Origin of the sequence: Streptomyces sp. NPDC046557, from assembly GCF_040645975.1 — a bacterium.
Lineage (GTDB): Bacteria > Actinomycetota > Actinomycetes > Streptomycetales > Streptomycetaceae > Streptomyces.
This window is the reverse complement of the sequence record NZ_JBEYZH010000002.1, coordinates 192,561-210,434: the sequence shown is the minus strand read 5'-3', so window position 1 is coordinate 210,434 and position 17,874 is coordinate 192,561. Positions and strand designations below refer to the sequence as shown.

Genomic DNA, 17,874 nt, shown 5'->3' with positions numbered 1-17,874 from the left:
TCGTGATCATGACTGCACCGACCGGGGACGTGTGGCTCCCCTTCCCCGCCGACGAGGTCGACGGCCTTCCCGACCGCTTCCACTACCGCCTCTGGGACGGCGAGGAGCGGTTCCCGGCGGACCCTGAGGCATGTGTCTTCTACGTGACCCCGTACATGAAGTCCTCGGCGGTGACCCTGCGTCCCCTGGCCGCCATGCCCGCGATCCGGGTCGTCCAGACCCTGACGGCCGGCATCGACCACGTCCTGCCCGGCCTCGACGACCTGCCCGCGGGCGTACGGCTGTGCAACGCGCGCGGCGTCCACGAGGCGAGCACCGCCGAACTGGCCCTCACCCTGATCCTCGCCTCCCTGCGCGGCATCCCCGGCATGGTCCGCGGCCAGGACCGCGAGGAGTGGCGCTCCGGCTTCTACGAGGCGCTCGCCGACAAGTCCGTCCTGATCGTCGGCTACGGATCGATCGGCGCGGCCGTCGAGGACCGGCTGGAGCCGTTCGAATGCCGGCGGATCACGCGCGTCGCCCGGTCGGCGCGGTCCGTGGCGCGCGGTCCGGTCCACGCCCTGGCGGAGCTACCGCGGCTGCTGGCGGACGCGGACGTGGTGGTCCTCACCACACCGCTGACCGAGGAGAGCCGGGGCCTGGCGGGGGCCGGCTTCCTCGGCCGCATGAAGGACGGCGCCCTCCTGGTGAACGTCGCCCGCGGGCCCGTCGTCGACACCGGGGCGCTGCTGGCGGAGCTGCGGTCGGGGCGGCTGCGGGCGGCGCTCGACGTCACCGACCCGGAACCGCTGCCCGCCGGACATCCGCTGTGGCACGCGCCCAACCTTCTGATCACCCCTCATGTGGGCGGCAGCAGCAGCGCGTTCGAGCCACGGGCGAAGCGCCTCGTCGCCCGCCAGCTCACCCGGTTCGCCGCGGGTGAACCCGTGGAGAACACGGTGTTGATCACGGAGTGAGGGCAGGATGGTCACCATGCGCATTCGGATGAGTGCGAGCGGTGTCGTTCATCTTCTCCGCCGTTACTGTGCGTAGAGGTGCTATGTCCCTGAGTGACGAAAATGGTGTATCGTCCGGAAGAAGGGGCTGCGCCACGAACGTCTGGCGCTGGGGAGTGATCGGACCATTTGGGGGGCGACGGGCGATGCACGGCGAATGGACGAAGGATCCGGTGCGGCACAGCCGCCGGAAGCGACGATGGGGTGCCCCCGAACCAGCCGGCGAGGTGGACCGGTGAGCGCCCCGGGGTCGGCGCTCCTGACCCGGCCGCCGGGCCGCGGCGGGAGCAGGGGCCCGGCGATGCAACTGCTCCTCGCCGCCTTGTGCGCCGGGTACGCCGTCGGTTCGGGCCTCGGCTGGGGAACCAAGTTCACCGCCGACTTCATGGGCGACTTCGGCCTCAGCGGGGCCGCTTTACTCGCCGCCGTCTCCTGCTACGGCTACGCGCGCACCATCGATCCGCGGGAGCGCCCCGCCTGGCTGTTGTTCGCCTTCTCCTCCCTCATGGGAGCCTGCGGGAACGCCATCTGGGGCTGGTACGAGGTCGTCCTCGGCGCCGAGGTGCCCAAGCACTCGCTCGCCGACTTCGCCTTCCTGTGCTTCGCGCCGCCGGCGATCGTGGGCCTGCTCGTGCTCGCCAAACGCCCCGTCACCCGCGCCGGATGGGTCTGCCTCGGGCTGGACTCCTGGCTGATCGGCGGCTCCCTGCTGACCCTGTCCTGGAGCCTGGCCCTCGCGAACGCCGCGCGGACCGCCCAGTCCGGGGCCCCCAGCAGCGTGCTGAGCGCCGCGCTCACCCTCGCCTACCCGATCCTGGACATCGCCCTCGTCTCGATAGTCCTGGTCCTGCACTTCCGGCGCTCCGAGACCAATCGGTCCGCCGTCAACACCGCCATCGCGGCGCTGGCCCTGACCGTGCTCAGCGACGCCCTGTTCACCTCGCCGCTGCTCAGCGCCGAGTACAAGTCCGGTCAGTTGCTGGACGCCGGCTGGTTCGCCGGCTCGCTGCTCCTGGCCTACGCGCCCTGGGGCGCCCGGCGCGGCACCCCGGGCCCCGCCGTCCCCCGGCATCCCCGGGGCGACCGCCCGGTCAGCCGTCCCATCACCGGATCGCTGACCGCCCTCACCCCGTACCTCGCGGCCGCCGTGTGCACGCTGGGCATCCTGTACAACGTCGTGGACGGCCGGAAGGTCGACCGCGTGGTCGTCTTCACCGGGTGCACCGTCGTCCTCGCCCTCGTCATCCGCCAGGGCATCATGCTGCTCGACAACATCGCGCTCACCCAAGAACTGGCCCAGAAGGAGAACCACTTCCGCTCCCTGGTCCAGGGTTCGAGCGACGTGATCATGATCGCGGCCCCCACGGGAACCCTGCGCTACGTCAGCCCCGCCGCCGCCGGGGTCTACGGCCGCGAGGCGGAGGAGCTCGTCGGCAGTGAACTGGCTACCTTGATCCACCCCGACGACCTGGGCCGTGTGGTGCACGAGGTACGCCGCTTCCTCGCGGCGCCGCCCACCGAGGAACCGACCACCCGCATCGAGTGCCGGTTCAAGTCGGGCGGCGGCGAGTGGCTGAACGTCGAGTCCACCGTCAACCGCCACCAGGGCGGCCTGATCCTCAACAGTCGGGACGTCACCGAGCGGGTCCGCCTCCAGGCCCAGCTCCAACACAGCGCCGAGCACGACGCCCTGACGGACCTGCCCAACCGGGCCCTGTTCACCCGCCGTGTCCGCCAGGCGCTCACCGGCCGCCGGGCCGGCGACCACAGCACCGCCGTGCTCTTCATCGACCTCGACGGCTTCAAGGCGGTCAACGACACCATCGGGCACCAGGCCGGTGACGAGCTTCTCATCGAGGCCGCGCGCCGGCTCCAGGACTCCGTCCGGGCCGGGGACACGGCGGCCCGCCTCGGCGGGGACGAGTTCGCCGCGCTGATCCTGGGCGACGGCAACCGCGACCGCAGCGCCCGCGAGTACCAGGTGCGCGAGATCGCCGACCGGCTGCGGGTCACCCTCTCCCAGCCCTACCGGATCTCGGGGAACGAGGTCCGTGTCGCCGCCAGCATCGGGGTGGCCTTCGCGGATCCCGGCATCACCCCTTCGGACCTGATGCGCAACGCGGACCTGGCCATGTACCGGGCCAAAGCCGGCGGCAAGGACCGCGTCGAGCTGTACGCGCCGCAGATGCAGGCCGAGGTCGTACGCAAGGCGGAACTGGCGGGCCGGCTGCGCACCGCGCTCCACGAGGGCGAATTCGCGCTGCTGCACCAGCCCGTGGTGTCGCTGGCCACCGGGGAGGTCACCGCGGTGGCCGCGCAGGCCCGCTGGCGTTCCGCCCAGGGCATCCTGTTCACCCCGGCCGAGTTCCTGCGCGTCGCCGAATCCGGTGAGGGCGGGCCCGCCGCCCGCCCGCGTGCCGGCGCCGCGGCCCTGCGCGCCGCCGAGCTGAGTCGCCGGCTGCTGGAGGAGGCGGTGGAGCAGGCCGCGGAGCGGCACCGGGTCGGGCACGACGTGCCGGTGGCCGTCCGGATGACCGCCGAGCGGCTCCTGGAGCTGGGAGTGCCGCGGGCCGCGGCCGGGGGAGCCGCGCCGCCGGCTTCGGTGGAGGCCCTGCTGACCCGGCACGGGCTGCCTTCCGGGGCGCTGATGATCGAACTCGCGGACAACGACCCCAGAGTCCCCTTCGACGAGCTGGAGCGGCGCCTGGCGGCCTTGCGCAGGCTCGGCGTCCTGATCGCGCTCGACGGCTTCGGCAGCGGCTACGCGGCCATCAGCGCCCTGCGCCGCCTCCCGGTCGACATGCTCAAGCTGGACCGGGGCCTGGTCGAGGGAGTCGTCGAGTCCGCCCGCCTCCATAAGATCACCGCAGGGCTCTTGCGCATCGCAAACGACCTCGGCATGCAGTCCGTGGCCGACGGCGTGGACCTGCCCGAGCAGGTCATGGCGCTGCGCTCGATGGGGTGCACCCACGGCCAGGGGATGGCCTTCTCCGGGCCGCTCGACGAATACAGGCTGCGGCGCGCGCTCGTGCGCGGTACGTTCCCAGTACCGGGGGCATTGGCCCAGCCCGCCTTGGCCGGTGGCTCGCCCAGTGGCTCGATGGTCACCCATAGAGGCTCACATAATGAGACGCCCGTCCCACCTACTTGACATCGACCTCCCGCCGGAGGGAGGGTCAATGCCATGCGCACCCGAATTCTCGTACTTGGAAAGCGCGTCGGCTGAAGCTGGGGTCAGTACGTCCCCGCTCCACAACACCCGACGCGCTCCCCTCGCTTGCCTCCCGGCACGAGGGGTTTTTTGTTGCACTGGCACACGCCCCGGACACGGTCCGGGGAATCCCCGCTCCTCGTAAAACCCTCAGCTTCGAGAAGAGAATGCCGATGACCGACCAGGCCACCGGGGCCCACCATCCGCAGCCGCGGCCCCGTACGGGCGGACAGCAGTCCGCCGCCGCAGTTGAGCACGTCACGGGTGCGCAGTCCCTCATCCGCTCTCTCGAAGAGGTGGGGTGCGACACCGTCTTCGGCATCCCGGGTGGCGCCATCCTCCCCGCTTACGACCCGATGATGGACAGCAAGAAGGTCCGTCACATCCTGGTCCGCCACGAGCAGGGGGCCGGCCACGCCGCCACCGGCTACGCCCAGGCGACCGGCAAGGTCGGCGTCTGCATGGCCACCTCCGGCCCCGGCGCCACCAACCTGGTCACCCCGATCGCCGACGCCCACATGGACTCGGTCCCGCTGGTCGCGATCACCGGCCAGGTCTCCTCCAAGGCGATCGGCACCGACGCCTTCCAGGAGGCGGACATCGTCGGCATCACCATGCCGATCACCAAGCACAACTTCTTGGTCACCAAGGCCGAGGACATCCCGCGGACGATCTCCGAGGCGTTCCACATCGCCTCCACCGGCCGCCCCGGCCCGGTCCTGGTCGACATCGCCAAGGACGCGCTCCAGGCGAAGACCACCTTCTCCTGGCCGCCCACCCACGACCTCCCCGGTTACCGGCCGGTCACCAAGCCGCATGCCAAGCAGATCCGCGAGGCCGCCAAGCTCATCTGTCAGGCCAAGCGTCCGGTCCTGTACGTCGGCGGCGGCGTCATGAAGTCCGGCGCGACCGCCGAACTGAAGGTCCTCGCCGAGCTGACCGGCGTCCCGGTCGCCACCACGCTGATGGCGCTCGGTTCGTTCCCCGACAGCCACCCCCTGCACGTCGGCATGCCCGGCATGCACGGCTCGGTCACCGGCGTCACCGCGCTGCAGAAGTCGGACCTGCTGATCGCCCTCGGCACCCGCTTCGACGACCGCGTCACCGGCAAGCTGGACAGCTTCGCCCCCTTCGCGAAGGTCATCCACGCGGACATCGACCCCGCGGAGATCGGCAAGAACCGCGAGGTGGATGTCCCGATCGTCGGCGACGCCCGCGAGGTCATCGCCGACCTGATCCAGGCCGTCCAGGCCGAGCACACCGAGGGCAACGCCGGTGACTACAGCGCCTGGTGGAAGGACCTCAACCGCTGGCGCGAGACGTACCCGCTGGGCTACGACCTGCCGGCGGACGGCATGCTCTCGCCGCAGCAGGTCATCCAGCGCATCGGCGAACTCGCCCCCGAACACACCATCTACGCGGCCGGCGTCGGCCAGCACCAGATGTGGGCCTCGCACTTCGTCAACTACGAAGAGCCCCGGACCTGGCTGAACTCCGGCGGCGCCGGAACCATGGGCTACGCGGTCCCGGCCGCGATGGGCGCCAAGGTCGGCATGCCCGAGCGCACCGTCTGGGCGATCGACGGCGACGGCTGCTTCCAGATGACCAACCAGGAACTGGTCACCTGCGCGCTGAACAACATCCCGATCAAGGTCGCGATCATCAACAACGGCGCGCTGGGCATGGTCCGCCAGTGGCAGACCCTGTTCTACAACCAGCGGTACTCCAACACCGTCCTGCACGCGGACGAGACCGGCCACGACACCGTCGGCTCCCAGCTCGGCGAGTCCATCGCCCCCCGCAAGGGCACCCGCGTCCCGGACTTCGTCAAGCTGTCCGAGGCCATGGGCTGCGTCGCCCTGCGCTGCGAGGACCCGGCCGACCTGGACCGCGTCATCGCCGAGGCCAACGCGATCAACGACCGTACGGTGGTCGTCGACTTCATCGTCCACGAGGACGCCATGGTGTGGCCGATGGTCGCCGCCGGCACCTCCAACGACGAGGTCATGGCAGCCCGGGGCGTCCGTCCCGACTTCGGCGACAACGAAGACGACTGAGCCGAGAGAGCCTGAGAGAGAGAACGCCTCACATGTCCAAGCACACGCTCTCCGTCCTGGTCGAGAACACGCCCGGCATCCTCGCCCGGATCGCCGCGCTGTTCTCCCGCCGCGGGTTCAACATCGACTCCCTCGCGGTCGGCGTCACCGAACACCCCGACATCTCCCGCATCACCATCGTCGTGAACGTCGAGGACCTCCCGCTGGAGCAGGTGACCAAGCAGCTCAACAAGCTGGTCAACGTGCTCAAGATCGTCGAGCTGGAGCCGCACAACGCCATCGAGCGCGAACTCGTTCTGGTGAAGGTCCGCGCCGACAACGAGACCCGCTCCCAGATCGTCGAGATCGTCCAGCTGTTCCGCGCCAAGACGGTCGACGTCTCCCCGGATGCCGTCACCATCGAGGCCACCGGCGGCAGCGACAAGCTCGGCGCCATGCTGAAGATGCTGGAACCCTTCGGCATCAAGGAGCTCGTGCAGTCCGGCACGATCGCCATAGGGCGTGGCGGCCGGTCCATCACGGACCGCAGCCTGCGCGCGCTCGACCGCAGCGCCTGACCGACCGCAGCGCCTGACCGACCGCCCCGCGCGGCGGCTCCCGCCACGACTCGCCGGTGACCCGGGGACGACACGCGAGCCGCCCGCATGGCGAGACCGACAAACTCACATTCCGTTCCCCGCCGTACGGTGGGAGCAACACCAGCGCACCAAGGAGATATCCCAGTGGCCGAGCTGTTCTACGAGAACGACGCCGACCTGTCCATCATCGCGGGCCGCAAGGTCGCGGTCATCGGCTACGGCAGCCAGGGCCACGCCCACGCGCTGTCGCTGCGCGACTCCGGCGTCCCTGTCGTGGTCGGTCTGAAGGAAGGCTCCAAGTCCAAGGCCAAGGCCGAGGAGCAGGGCCTCAAGGTCCTCCCGGTGGCCGAGGCGGCCGAGTGGGCCGACGTCATCATGATCCTGACCCCGGACCCGCTCCAGGCCGAGATCTACGAGGAGTCCGTCAAGGACCACCTCAAGGACGGCGACGCGCTCTTCTTCGGCCACGGGTTCAACGTCCGCTACGGCTTCATCAAGCCCCCGGCCAACGTGGACGTCGCGCTCGTCGCCCCGAAGGGCCCGGGCCACCTGGTCCGTCGCCAGTACGAGGAAGGCCGCGGCGTGCCCTGCATCGCCGCCGTCGAGCAGGACTACACCGGCAACGCCTTCGCGCTCGCGCTCTCGTACGCGGCCGGTATCGGCGGCACCCGCGCCGGCGTCATCAAGACGACCTTCACCGAGGAGACCGAGACCGACCTGTTCGGTGAGCAGGCCGTCCTCTGCGGTGGCGCGTCCGCGCTGGTCAAGGCCGGTTTCGAGACCCTGACCGAGGCCGGCTACCAGCCGGAGATCGCGTACTTCGAGTGCCTGCACGAGCTCAAGCTCATCGTGGACCTCATGTACGAGGGTGGCCTGGAGAAGATGCGCTGGTCGGTCTCCGAGACCGCCGAGTGGGGCGACTACATCACCGGCCCCCGCATCATCACCGACGCCACCAAGGCCGAGATGAAGAAGGTCCTCGCGGAGATCCAGAGCGGCGAGTTCGCCAACACCTGGATGGCCGAGTACAAGGCCGGTCTGCCGAAGTACAACGAGTACAAGAAGGCCGACGAGGCGCACCTGCTGGAGACCACCGGCAAGAAGCTGCGCAAGCTGATGAGCTGGGTCGACAACGACGAGAGCTGATCTCGTGAGGCGGCGGGGCCGGGACCGTGTCCCGGCCCCGCCGCGCACCACCGGCCGGACCGGATTCGGCCGGATCGGCCCCCTGCGAAGCCGCCGATTGTCCACCCCGGCCAATCACGGACGGGTGATCTCTCCGTACAGGCGGAGTCCCGGCCCGGAACCGCTACTACACTGCTCAACACAACGCGTCAGGCCCACAGTGTCGTGCGTCTTCCACGCGGCTAACCCCTCCACCGCCTGCGGCCGTCGGGACGGCCGTCCGCACCGGACTTGTTCCGCACTGGACTTGTGAGGACCCACGTGAGCTCGAAACCTGTCGTACTCATCGCCGAAGAGCTGTCGCCCGCCACCGTGGACGCGCTCGGCCCGGACTTCGAGATCCGGCACGTCAACGGAGCCAACCGCGCGGAGCTGCTGCCCGCGATCGTCGACGTCGACGCGATCTTGGTGCGCTCCGCGACCAAGGTCGACGCCGAGGCGATCGCCGCCGCGAAGAAGCTCAAGGTCGTCGCCCGCGCCGGTGTCGGCCTCGACAACGTCGATGTCTCCGCCGCCACCAAGGCCGGCGTGATGGTCGTGAACGCCCCGACCTCCAACATCGTCACCGCCGCCGAGCTGGCCTGCGGCCTGCTCGTCGCCACCGCCCGCAACATCCCGCAGGCCAACACCGCGCTCAAGAACGGTGAATGGAAGCGGAACAAGTACACCGGCGTCGAGCTGAGCGAGAAGACCCTTGGTGTCGTCGGCCTCGGCCGCATCGGCGTCCTGGTGGCCCAGCGCATGTCGGCCTTCGGCATGAAGGTCGTCGCGTACGACCCCTACGTGCAGCCCGCGCGCGCCGCCCAGATGGGCGTGAAGATGCTGACGCTGGACGAGCTGCTGGAGGCCGCCGACTTCATCACCGTGCACCTGCCCAAGACCCCCGAGACCCTCGGTCTCATCGGGGACGAGGCCCTGCACAAGGTGAAGCCGTCGGTCCGTATCGTCAACGCCGCCCGCGGCGGGATCGTCGACGAGGCCGCGCTGTACTCGGCGATCAAGGAAGGTCGCGTCGCCGGCGCCGGCCTCGACGTGTACGCGAAGGAACCCTGCACCGATTCCCCGCTGTTCGAGCTCGACCAGGTCGTCTGCACCCCGCACCTCGGCGCGTCCACGGACGAGGCCCAGGAGAAGGCCGGCATCGCCGTCGCCAAGTCGGTGCGCCTCGCCCTCGCCGGTGAACTCGTGCCCGACGCGGTCAACGTCCAGGGTGGCGTCATCGCCGAGGACGTGCGTCCCGGCCTGCCGCTCGCCGAGAAGCTCGGCCGCATCTTCACCGCCCTCGCGGGCGAGGTCGCGGTCCGCCTCGATGTCGAGGTCTGCGGCGAGATCACCCAGCACGACGTCAAGGTGCTGGAACTCTCCGCCCTCAAGGGTGTGTTCGAGGACGTCGTCGACGAGACGGTCTCCTACGTCAACGCCCCGCTGTTCGCGCAGGAGCGCGGTGTCGAGGTCCGCCTGACCACCAGCTCCGAGTCGCCCGACCACCGCAACGTGGTCACCGTGCGCGGCACCCTGTCGGACGGTCAGGAAGTCTCGGTCTCCGGCACGCTCGCGGGTCCGAAGCACCTCCAGAAGATCGTCGGCATCGGCGAGTACGACGTGGACCTCGCGCTCGCCGACCAGATGGTCGTCCTGCGCTACTCCGACCGTCCCGGTGTTGTCGGCACCGTCGGCCGCATCCTCGGCGAGGCCGGCCTGAACATCGCGGGCATGCAGGTCGCCCGCGCGGAGGAGGGCGGCGAGGCGCTCGGCGTCCTCACGGTCGACGCCGAGGTCCCGGTCAACGTCCTCGCGGACATCGCATCCGAGATCGGCGCCGTCTCGGCGCGCACGGTCAGCCTGACCTGATCGCCGGGAAGGCTCGAACAGGCACGGCGGAAGGGCCCGGGGAATTCCCCGGGCCCTTCCGCTTTTCCGGTCGTACGAGGCTCAGTGCACGAGGGCTTCGGGAACCTCGGCCGGCTCCGCCGCGAGCGGGGCGGGAGCCGTGATGCCGCGCATCGAGACGACCGCGAGTACCGCCGCCGCGAGCAGCAGTGCCGTACCGCCCCAGGCCGCGTACCGCATCCCGTGCACGAAGGCGTCCCGGGCCAGTGTCAGGACCTGGCCGCCCGTCTCGCCGCCGAGCCGCTGGGCCACCGCGACCGCGCCGCCCAGGGTCTCCCGTACGGCGGGGTCGGCGCCGGCCAGGTCGCCGCGGTAGACGGCGGTGCCGAGGCTGCCGAGGAGCGCCATCCCGAGGGCCCCGCCGAACTCCTGGCCCGTCTCCAGCAGGGAGGCGGCCGAGCCGGCCTTCTCGGCGGGGGCCGAGCCGAGCGCCATGTCGGAGACGAGGGACATCACCGTCACGATGCCGGAGGCGAGGACGCCCGCCCCGACCAGCAGCAGCCACAGGGAGTCGGTGTCGACCAGCCCCATCAGGGCGAACCCCGTGGCGGCGAGGACGAACCCCCCGGCGATGACGTAGGCCCGGTCGATCTTCTGGGCGATGGCCGCGCCGACGGGGGCGGCGGCGCCGATGGCCAGTGAGGGGGCGAGGCTCCAGAGGGCCGCTTCCAGGGTGCCCATGCCCAGGACGGACTGCAGGTACTGGGTGGTGAAGTAGGCCGAACCCATCATGGCGAAGGCGGCCAGGGTGTTCAGGCCGATGCCGGCCCCGAAGCCGCGGGCCCGAAAGAGGGCCCGGCTGATCATGGCGTCCTCCCGGGTGCGCTGGCGGCGGAGGAAGACGTGGCCGAAGACCAGGCCGACGGTGATGCAGGCGAGGTAGAGCGGCTCGAAGCCTTCGGCGGCGATCTCCTTGAGGCCGTAGACCAGAGGCAGGACGGCGGCCGTCGACAGCGGGACGCTCGGCAGGTCGAAGCGGCCGGGGGCCGGGTCCTTGAACTCCGGGACCAGCACGGGGACCAGGAGCAGCAGGAGCAGCATCGCGGGGACGTTGATCAGGAAGACCGAACCCCACCAGAAGTGGTTGAGCATCAGACCGCTCATGACCGACCCGAGGGCGATGCCGCCGGTCATGGCTCCGGACCAGATGGCGATGGCCCGGCCGCGCTGTTTGGCGTCCTGGAAGAGGTTGCGCACCAGGGCCAGTGTGGAGGGCATCAGGGTCGCGCCGCCGATGCCGAGCAGGACGCGGGCCGCGATGAGCATCTCGGGGCTGGTGGCGTAGCCGGCGCCGACGGAGGCGAGACCGAAGGCGGTCGCGCCCATCAGCAGCAGCTTGCGGCGGCCGATCCGGTCGCCCAGCGACCCCATGGTGATGAGCAGTCCCGAGAGGGCGAAGGCGTAACTGTCGAAGATCCACAGCTGCTGGGTCGCGCTCGGGTCCAGCTGTCGGGTGATGGCGGGGATGGCGAAGTAGAGGACGGAGACGTCCATCGAGACCAGGAGCAGTGGCAGCACGAGGACGGTGAAGGCGATCCATTCACGGCGGCCGGCGAGGCGGGCTGGAGCAACGGGGTTCGTCATGGGCAGGACAGTACAAGGCTTCTATACGACTGTCTAGTACGTGCGTATAGGACTGCTGTCTAGGACGGTCGTCTTGATACCGTGGCGGCATGGGACATCGTGAAGATCTGCTCGCAGGCGCCAAGCAGTGCCTGGTGGACAAGGGGTTCGTGCGCACGACGGCGCGCGACATCGTGAAGGCGTCCGGCACCAACCTGGCGTCGATCGGCTACCACTACGGCTCCAAGGACGCCCTGCTCACCCAGGCGTTCATCGAGCTCATCCAGGAGTGGGGCGAGGGCTTCCAGGGCGGTCTGGGCGGCGCGGGCGGTTCGCTGGAGCGCTTCCGCGCGGTCTGGGACGGGGTCCTGTCCCAACAGGCGGACGGCGGCCCGATCTGGGCGGCCAGCCTTGAAGTGGCGCTGAGCGGGGACCGGTTGCCGGAGCTGCGGAGCCTGCTCGCGACCTCCCAGGGGGAGGGGCGCAAGGGCATCATCGCGATGTTCACGGGGCGCCCCGAGGAGGAGCTGACGGAGCGTGACGTCCGCACGCTGGGCGCCTTCTACCAGGCGCTGCTGAACGGCCTGATGATCCATTGGATCTTCGATCCCGACTCGGCGGCCACCGCGGAGGAGTTCACCGAAGGCATGCGGCAGGCGGCGGAGGGCATCTCCCGGGCCGGGGGAGGAGAGGCGGAGGGCGACGAGGGCGTGTAGGGCACGGGACACGGCCGGAGGCGCGGCGGCCGCCGGACGTCCCGGGGGGAAACACGCGGCACCGGGCCGTGCCGTGCGTCTATCGTCGCTGGGCACCCCCCGAGGAGGTCAATGTGACGGACTGGACCACCACCCCTGTCGGACCGCACGTCCTGCGCGGCACACTCGAACTGGAGCGCACCGCCCACGGCTTGCTCCCGCACCGGCTGCCCGCCCGGGCCCGACGGCAATGCCCCGATCCCTACCTCGCGATGGTCGAGTCCCAGCCCTCGGGCGTCCGGCTCGCGTTCCGCACCCGGGCCACCGCCGTGGAACTGGACGTCCTGCCCACGAAGGTGGTCTACCGGAACGCCCCCACAACGCCGGACGGCCTCTACGAGCTGGTCGTCGACGGCCTCGTGACGGCCCGGGCGGTTGCCGTCGGGGGCAACGTGCGCACCGTCGACATGACGACCGGGGCCGCCGTGACCGAGCCCGGGCCGGTCGCCACCGTCCGGTTCGCCGGGCTGGCCGACGGCGAGAAGGACATCGAGATCTGGCTGCCGCAGGCCGAGGTAACCGAGCTGGTGGCGCTGCGCACCGACGCCCCCGTCACGGCGGCGGCCGACCGCGACCGCCGGGTGTGGCTGCACCACGGCAGTTCGATCAGCCACGGTTCGAGGGATTCCGGCCCCACGGGTACCTGGCCGGCCGTGGCGGCGCGCGCGGGCGGCGTGGAGCTGATCAACCTCGGGTTCGGTGGCAACGCGCTGCTCGACCCCTTCACCGCCCGCGCCATGCGTGACGTCCCCGCCGACCTGATCAGCGTCAAGATCGGCATCAACCTGGTCAACACGGACCTGATGCGGCTGCGCGCCTTCGGCCCGGCGGTCCACGGCTTCCTCGACACCCTCCGCGAGGGGCATCCGAGCGCGCCGTTGCTGGTCGTCTCCCCGATCCTGTGCCCGATCCAGGAGGACACGCCCGGGCCCCTCGCGCCGGAGTTCGAGGACGGGAGGCTGCGCTTCCGCGCGACGGGCGACCCGGCGGAACGGGCGGCCGGGAAGCTGACGTTGGCCGTCATCAGGGAGGAGCTGGCAAGGATCACCGCGTCGCGCGCGGCCGAGGACCCGCACCTGTACTACCTGGACGGCCGCGAGCTCTATGGGGAGCCCGACCTCGCCGGATCGCCGCTGCCGGACGGGCTGCACCCCGACGCCGCCGGTCACCGCCGGATCGGGGAGAGGTTCGCGGAGCGGACCTTCGGTGAGGGCGGGCCGTTCGCGGCGAAGGGCGCCTGACGGGGCGGGCCGTCAGACCAGGCGGGCCGTCTTGAGGGCCATGTGGAGCAGCAGCCGGTCCTCGCCCTCGTCCAGGTCGAGCCCCGTCAGCTGCTCCACCCTGCCCAACCGGTAGTACAGGGTCTGCCGGTGGATGCCGAGGGCGGCCGCCGCCCGGCCCGCCTGGCCCGCGCAGTCCAGGAACATCTCGGCGGTGCGGGCCAGTTCCCGGTGGGACGGGTCGAGCAGGGTCCGGGTCGCCGGGTCGTCGAGGGGGGCCGTCGCCAGCGCGGCCAGCATCCGGTACGGGCCGATCGCCGACCACCGCGCCACCGGGCCGAGCCCGGGTCGGGCGGTCGCCGCGCGGGCCGCCGCCCATGCCTGCTGCCAGGCGTCGGCGAGCCCCGCCGGCCCGCGCCCCGGCTCGGCGATCCCGGCCGTCACCTTCCCGCCGGCAGGCGCGGGGACCGTGGCCGTGGCGGCGACGGGCGGGGCCGGCGGCCGGGCCGTCACCGGGGCGGCGTCCCGGGGCAGGAGTCGGGCCGCCACCGTCTCGGCCGGGGTGAGGACATCCGCCGAACGGAGCCTGACCAGCAGGGCCAGGCCCTGCCCGGGCCCGGCGCCGGGCGACCCCGGGCAGGGCGCCACGCACACCGCCGCCGCGCCCGGCACCGAGCCCGGCGCCTCGCCGGCCCACGGGGTCAGGCAGACCACGGCGTGCAGGCCGTCGCCGTCCGGGCCCAGGGCGGTGCGCAGCGCGGACTCCGCCATGTCCCGCTCCCAACCCCGACCGGCGGTGAGTGCCGCGCGGAACTCCCGCGACAGGTCCGCTCCCGCCCTGGCCTCCTGCGCGAGGAGGACCCCGATCCGTTCGGCGACCTCCATGGCGGAGGCCAGCGCGGCCGGGCCGGGTCCCGCGCCCGACCCGGGTTCCGGGTCCAGCAGCCACACGTAGCCCTGCACGATGCCCCGGTAGCGCACGGGGAGACAGATCCGGCCCCGGAGGACCCCGGCGTCCGGGGCCGCGGGAATGCGTACCGGTCCGGTGGCGCGGGCGATGCCGAACGCCTCGAACCAGGCGCGGACCGCCGCCGTCGACTGCCGGGTGAGGATCGACCGGGTCCGTACCGGGTCCACGGTGAGTTCGCCGGATTCACCGTCGCCGTCGTGCGCGCCGAAGGCGACGAGGCGGAAGTCCCGGTTCTCCAGCGTCGCCGGGGCGCCGACCAACGCCGAGATCTCGTCCACCAAATCCTGGTAATCGCCCTTCACCCGCACATTCTCCCACCCGCGCGCCCAGTCGTCAGACATATGTATGAGATAGCCGCCACGGATGCGTGACAGCTGTCGATGGCAGAGGATCGTGGAGATCCTTAGGTTTCACGGTGGTTTTACTTGCGTTTTTCCTACGTCCTCCGCCCATCCGGCGACGGATCGTATGTCCGCTTCTGCCACCCGTTGGAGGTGCCCCGTGCTGGGTCCCGCGATCCTCGCCGCGTCGCGCAGCGACAAGATGCGCCGAATCGTCTCTGCCGCTCCCGTGACCAAGCCCGTGGTGAACCGGTTCATCCCCGGTGAGACGGTCGACCAGGTCATCCCGATCGTCCGGGAGCTCACGCGCAAGGGCCTCGAGGTCACCCTCGACGTCGTCGGCGAGGACATCACCACCGTGGAGCAGTCCCACGCCGCGCGGGACGCCTACCTGGAGCTGATCGAGCGCCTCGCCGCCCTGGGTCTGGGCGACAAGGCCGAGATGTCGGTCAAGCTGTCCATGTTCGGCCAGTCCCTCCCGTCGCCCGCCACCACCCTCAACGGAGAGCCCTCCGGGCTCACCGCCACATTCCCGGGCGGCCACGAGCTGGCGCTCGCCAACGTCCGCCCCGTCGTCGAGGCCGCCGCCGCGATCGGCACGACCGTCACCCTGGACGCCGAGGACCACACCACCCTCGACTCGATGTTCGCCATCCACGAGGAGCTGCGCCGGGACTTCCCGCAGACCGGCTGCGTCATCCAGGCGTACCTCTTCCGCACCGAGGCCGACGCCCGCCGGCTGGCCGCCGCCGGCAGCCGCGTGCGGATCGTGAAGGGCGCCTACAAGGAGCCCGCCGAGGTCGCGTACCAGGACAAGGCCGAGATCGACAAGGCGTACGTCCGGATCATGAAGATCCTGATGGAGGGCGAGGGGTACCCGATGATCGGGTCCCACGACCCGCGCCTGATCGCCATCGCACAGGAGCTCGCGCGGGCGGCCGGGCGCAAACTGGACGAGTACGAGTTCCAGATGCTGTACGGCATCCGCGGCGAAGAGCACCTGCGGCTGGCCGCCGAGGGTCACCGGATGCGCGTCTACACCGCCTACGGGACGGACTGGTACGGCTACTTCATGCGCCGCCTGGCGGAGAAGCCGGCCAACCTCCTCTTCTTCCTGCGCTCGATGATCACCAAGAACTGATGAATGCGAGTGGCGGTTGCCGCCGTCCGGGTGCGCCCCGGACGATGGCAACGGCCACTCACCGGCCGGCTGAGCCGGTCCACGACTGGTTGTTTGCTCCCGAAGGAGTTACCAGCCCCGTGACTCCGCCCCCGCAGGGGCTTCTCAATCACCCGCTGCGGCGGACTCCTGATGGTCAAGCCCTGACCGTTGCTCAAGCTATGCCACCACTTCAGTCCCTCTCAGCTGAAGTTCAGATATTCACTCGGAAGAGGTGACCCATGGACGCTGTGACCCAGGTCCCCGCGCCGGTCAACGAGCCGGTCCACTCGTACGCCCCCGGCAGCCCGGAGCGCGCACGTCTCGAAATCCAGCTCAAGCAGCTGTCCGAGAACCCGATCGACCTCCCGATGACGATCAACGGCGTCAAGCGGATGGGCGGCGGCGAGCGCTTCGACGTCGTGCAGCCGCACGACCACAAGTCGGTGCTCGGCACCTACGCCAACGCCACCGAGGACGATGCCCGCGAAGCCGTCGACGCCGCCCTGGCCGCCGCCCCGGCCTGGCGCGCCATGTCCTTCGACGACCGCGCCGCGATCATCCTGCGCGCCGCCGACCTGCTGGCCGGCCCCTGGCGCGAGAAGCTGGCCGCGTCCACCATGCTCGGCCAGTCGAAGACCGCCCAGCAGGCCGAGATCGACACCCCCTGCGAGCTCGTCGACTTCTGGCGCTTCAACGTCCACTTCGCCCGCCAGATCATCGCGGAGCAGCCGAGCGCGAACAGCGCCGGCGTGTGGAACCGCAGCGACCACCGGCCGCTCGAAGGCTTCGTCTACGCGATCACCCCCTTCAACTTCACGGCCATCGCCGGCAACCTGCCGACCGCCCCGGCCCTGATGGGCAACGTGGTCGTGTGGAAGCCGTCCCCGACGCAGACGCACTCCGCGGTCCTGCTGATGGAGCTCCTGGAGGCGGCCGGTCTGCCCAAGGGCGTCATCAACCTGGTGACGGGTGACGGCATCGCAGTCTCCGAGGTGGCCCTGAACCACCCCGAGCTGGCCGGCATCCACTTCACCGGCTCGACCAAGACCTTCCAGTACCTGTGGAAGACGGTCGGCAACAACATCGAGAAGTACCGGTCCTACCCGCGCCTGGTCGGCGAGACCGGCGGCAAGGACTTCGTCGTCGCGCACCCGTCCGCGGACCGCGACATCCTCAAGACGGCCCTGACCCGCGGCTCCTTCGAGTTCCAGGGCCAGAAGTGCTCTGCGTCCTCCCGCGCCTACATCCCGGCGTCGATCTGGAACGACGGCTTCAAGGAGGCGTTCGCGGCCGAGGTCGACGGCATCACCATGGGTGACGTCCGCGACCTGACCAACTTCATCGGCGCCGTCATCGACGAGCGTTCGTATCTCAAGAACAAGGCCGCGATCGACCGCGCCAAGGCGGACCCGACCTGCACGATCATCGCGGGCGGCACCTACGACGACTCGGAGGGCTACTTCGTCCGCCCGACCGTCATCGCGTGCACGGACCCGGAGAACGAGGTCTTCACGACCGAGTACTTCGGCCCGATCCTGGCCGTCCACGTCTACGAGGACGAGCGGTTCGACGCGATGCTGGAGCAGATGGAGTCGGTGTCGGCGTACGCCCTGACCGGCGCCGTCATCGCCCAGGACCGCTACGCGGTCGCCGACGCGATGGACAAGCTCCGCTTCGCGGCGGGCAACTTCTACATCAACGACAAGTCGACCGGCGCCGTCGTCGGCCAGCAGCCCTTCGGCGGCGGCCGTGCCTCGGGTACGAACGACAAGGCGGGCGCGGCGTCGAACCTGCTGCGCTGGACCTCGACCCGTTCCATCAAGGAGACGCTGGTCCCGCCGACGGACTACACGTACCCCCACATGGGCTGACCCGCTCCACGGGGCCGCCCCCTTCACAGGGCTGCCCGCCCCCGCTGAACCCCGCCCCCGCTCCGGTACCCCCAAG

12 protein-coding genes are annotated in these 17,874 nt (G+C 70.6%); 10 read left to right on the top strand and 2 right to left on the bottom strand.

Annotation, left to right across the window (positions count from 1 at the left end):
* Positions 1-8 precede the first annotated feature (8 nt).
* From ABZ934_RS06185 to serA, 6 genes are all read left to right on the top strand, one after another.
* Entirely contained in the window at positions 9-956 is a 948-nt protein-coding gene (locus ABZ934_RS06185) for a 2-hydroxyacid dehydrogenase (protein ID WP_361309072.1), read from the top strand.
* A 340-nt stretch (positions 957-1,296) separates the two neighbouring features.
* Positions 1,297-4,146: an EAL domain-containing protein gene (locus ABZ934_RS06180; RefSeq protein WP_361310244.1), complete on the top strand. Its 2,850-nt coding sequence runs from the start codon at positions 1,297-1,299 to the stop codon at positions 4,144-4,146.
* Between the two features lie 227 nt (positions 4,147-4,373).
* Entirely contained in the window at positions 4,374-6,263 is a 1,890-nt protein-coding gene (locus ABZ934_RS06175) for an acetolactate synthase large subunit (protein ID WP_361309070.1), read from the top strand.
* Positions 6,264-6,295: 32 nt separating this feature from the next.
* Positions 6,296-6,820 (top strand): acetolactate synthase small subunit, encoded by a 525-nt coding sequence (gene ilvN / locus ABZ934_RS06170; RefSeq protein ID WP_361309067.1) that lies wholly within the window; start codon positions 6,296-6,298, stop codon positions 6,818-6,820.
* Between the two features lie 165 nt (positions 6,821-6,985).
* On the top strand, positions 6,986-7,987 hold the full coding sequence (gene ilvC, locus ABZ934_RS06165) for a ketol-acid reductoisomerase (RefSeq protein ID WP_136214557.1): 1,002 nt from the start codon (positions 6,986-6,988) through the stop codon (positions 7,985-7,987).
* Between the two features lie 300 nt (positions 7,988-8,287).
* Complete coding sequence (gene serA, locus ABZ934_RS06160; RefSeq protein WP_361309064.1) at positions 8,288-9,877, top strand: phosphoglycerate dehydrogenase; 1,590 nt, start codon at positions 8,288-8,290, stop codon at positions 9,875-9,877.
* An 81-nt stretch (positions 9,878-9,958) separates the two neighbouring features.
* On the opposite strand, the gene ABZ934_RS06155 is transcribed toward serA, so the two are convergent.
* Positions 9,959-11,500, bottom strand: coding sequence for an MFS transporter (locus ABZ934_RS06155; RefSeq protein WP_361309061.1), 1,542 nt, complete (start codon positions 11,498-11,500; stop codon positions 9,959-9,961).
* An 89-nt stretch (positions 11,501-11,589) separates the two neighbouring features.
* Here ABZ934_RS06155 and ABZ934_RS06150 point away from each other — a divergent pair, with 89 nt between their 5' ends.
* Both ABZ934_RS06150 and ABZ934_RS06145 read left to right on the top strand, forming a co-directional pair.
* Positions 11,590-12,195, top strand: a complete 606-nt coding sequence (locus tag ABZ934_RS06150; RefSeq protein ID WP_361309059.1) for a TetR/AcrR family transcriptional regulator — start codon at positions 11,590-11,592, stop codon at positions 12,193-12,195.
* 113 nt (positions 12,196-12,308) lie between these two features.
* Positions 12,309-13,475 carry a GDSL-type esterase/lipase family protein gene (locus ABZ934_RS06145; protein WP_361309056.1) on the top strand — a complete coding sequence of 389 codons (1,167 nt, stop codon included), beginning with the start codon at positions 12,309-12,311 and terminating at the stop codon, positions 13,473-13,475.
* 12 nt (positions 13,476-13,487) lie between these two features.
* On the opposite strand, the gene ABZ934_RS06140 is transcribed toward ABZ934_RS06145, so the two are convergent.
* Positions 13,488-14,726, bottom strand: coding sequence for a helix-turn-helix domain-containing protein (locus tag ABZ934_RS06140; RefSeq protein WP_361310241.1), 1,239 nt, complete (start codon positions 14,724-14,726; stop codon positions 13,488-13,490).
* A 199-nt stretch (positions 14,727-14,925) separates the two neighbouring features.
* On the opposite strand from ABZ934_RS06140, the gene ABZ934_RS06135 reads away from it, so the two are divergent.
* A complete protein-coding gene (locus ABZ934_RS06135; RefSeq protein ID WP_361309054.1) occupies positions 14,926-15,906 on the top strand; it encodes a proline dehydrogenase family protein in 981 nt (326 codons plus the stop codon).
* 260 nt (positions 15,907-16,166) lie between these two features.
* The gene (gene pruA, locus ABZ934_RS06130; RefSeq protein WP_361309052.1) at positions 16,167-17,798 is read left to right on the top strand and encodes an L-glutamate gamma-semialdehyde dehydrogenase; all 1,632 of its coding nucleotides are present in this window, start codon (positions 16,167-16,169) and stop codon (positions 17,796-17,798) included.
* Positions 17,799-17,874 lie beyond the last annotated feature (76 nt).

What these genes read in the sequence shown, in the direction of transcription:
- ABZ934_RS06185 (WP_361309072.1), top strand. Translation starts at nt 9, where the DNA reads ATGACTGCACCGACCGGGGACGTGTGGCTCCCCTTCCCCGCCGACGAG.
- ABZ934_RS06180 (WP_361310244.1), top strand. Translation starts at nt 1,297, where the DNA reads ATGCAACTGCTCCTCGCCGCCTTGTGCGCCGGGTACGCCGTCGGTTCG.
- ABZ934_RS06175 (WP_361309070.1), top strand. Translation starts at nt 4,374, where the DNA reads ATGCCGATGACCGACCAGGCCACCGGGGCCCACCATCCGCAGCCGCGG.
- ilvN (WP_361309067.1), top strand. Translation starts at nt 6,296, where the DNA reads ATGTCCAAGCACACGCTCTCCGTCCTGGTCGAGAACACGCCCGGCATC.
- ABZ934_RS06155 (WP_361309061.1), bottom strand. Translation starts at nt 11,500, where the DNA reads ATGACGAACCCCGTTGCTCCAGCCCGCCTCGCCGGCCGCCGTGAATGG.
- ABZ934_RS06150 (WP_361309059.1), top strand. Translation starts at nt 11,590, where the DNA reads ATGGGACATCGTGAAGATCTGCTCGCAGGCGCCAAGCAGTGCCTGGTG.
- pruA (WP_361309052.1), top strand. Translation starts at nt 16,167, where the DNA reads ATGGACGCTGTGACCCAGGTCCCCGCGCCGGTCAACGAGCCGGTCCAC.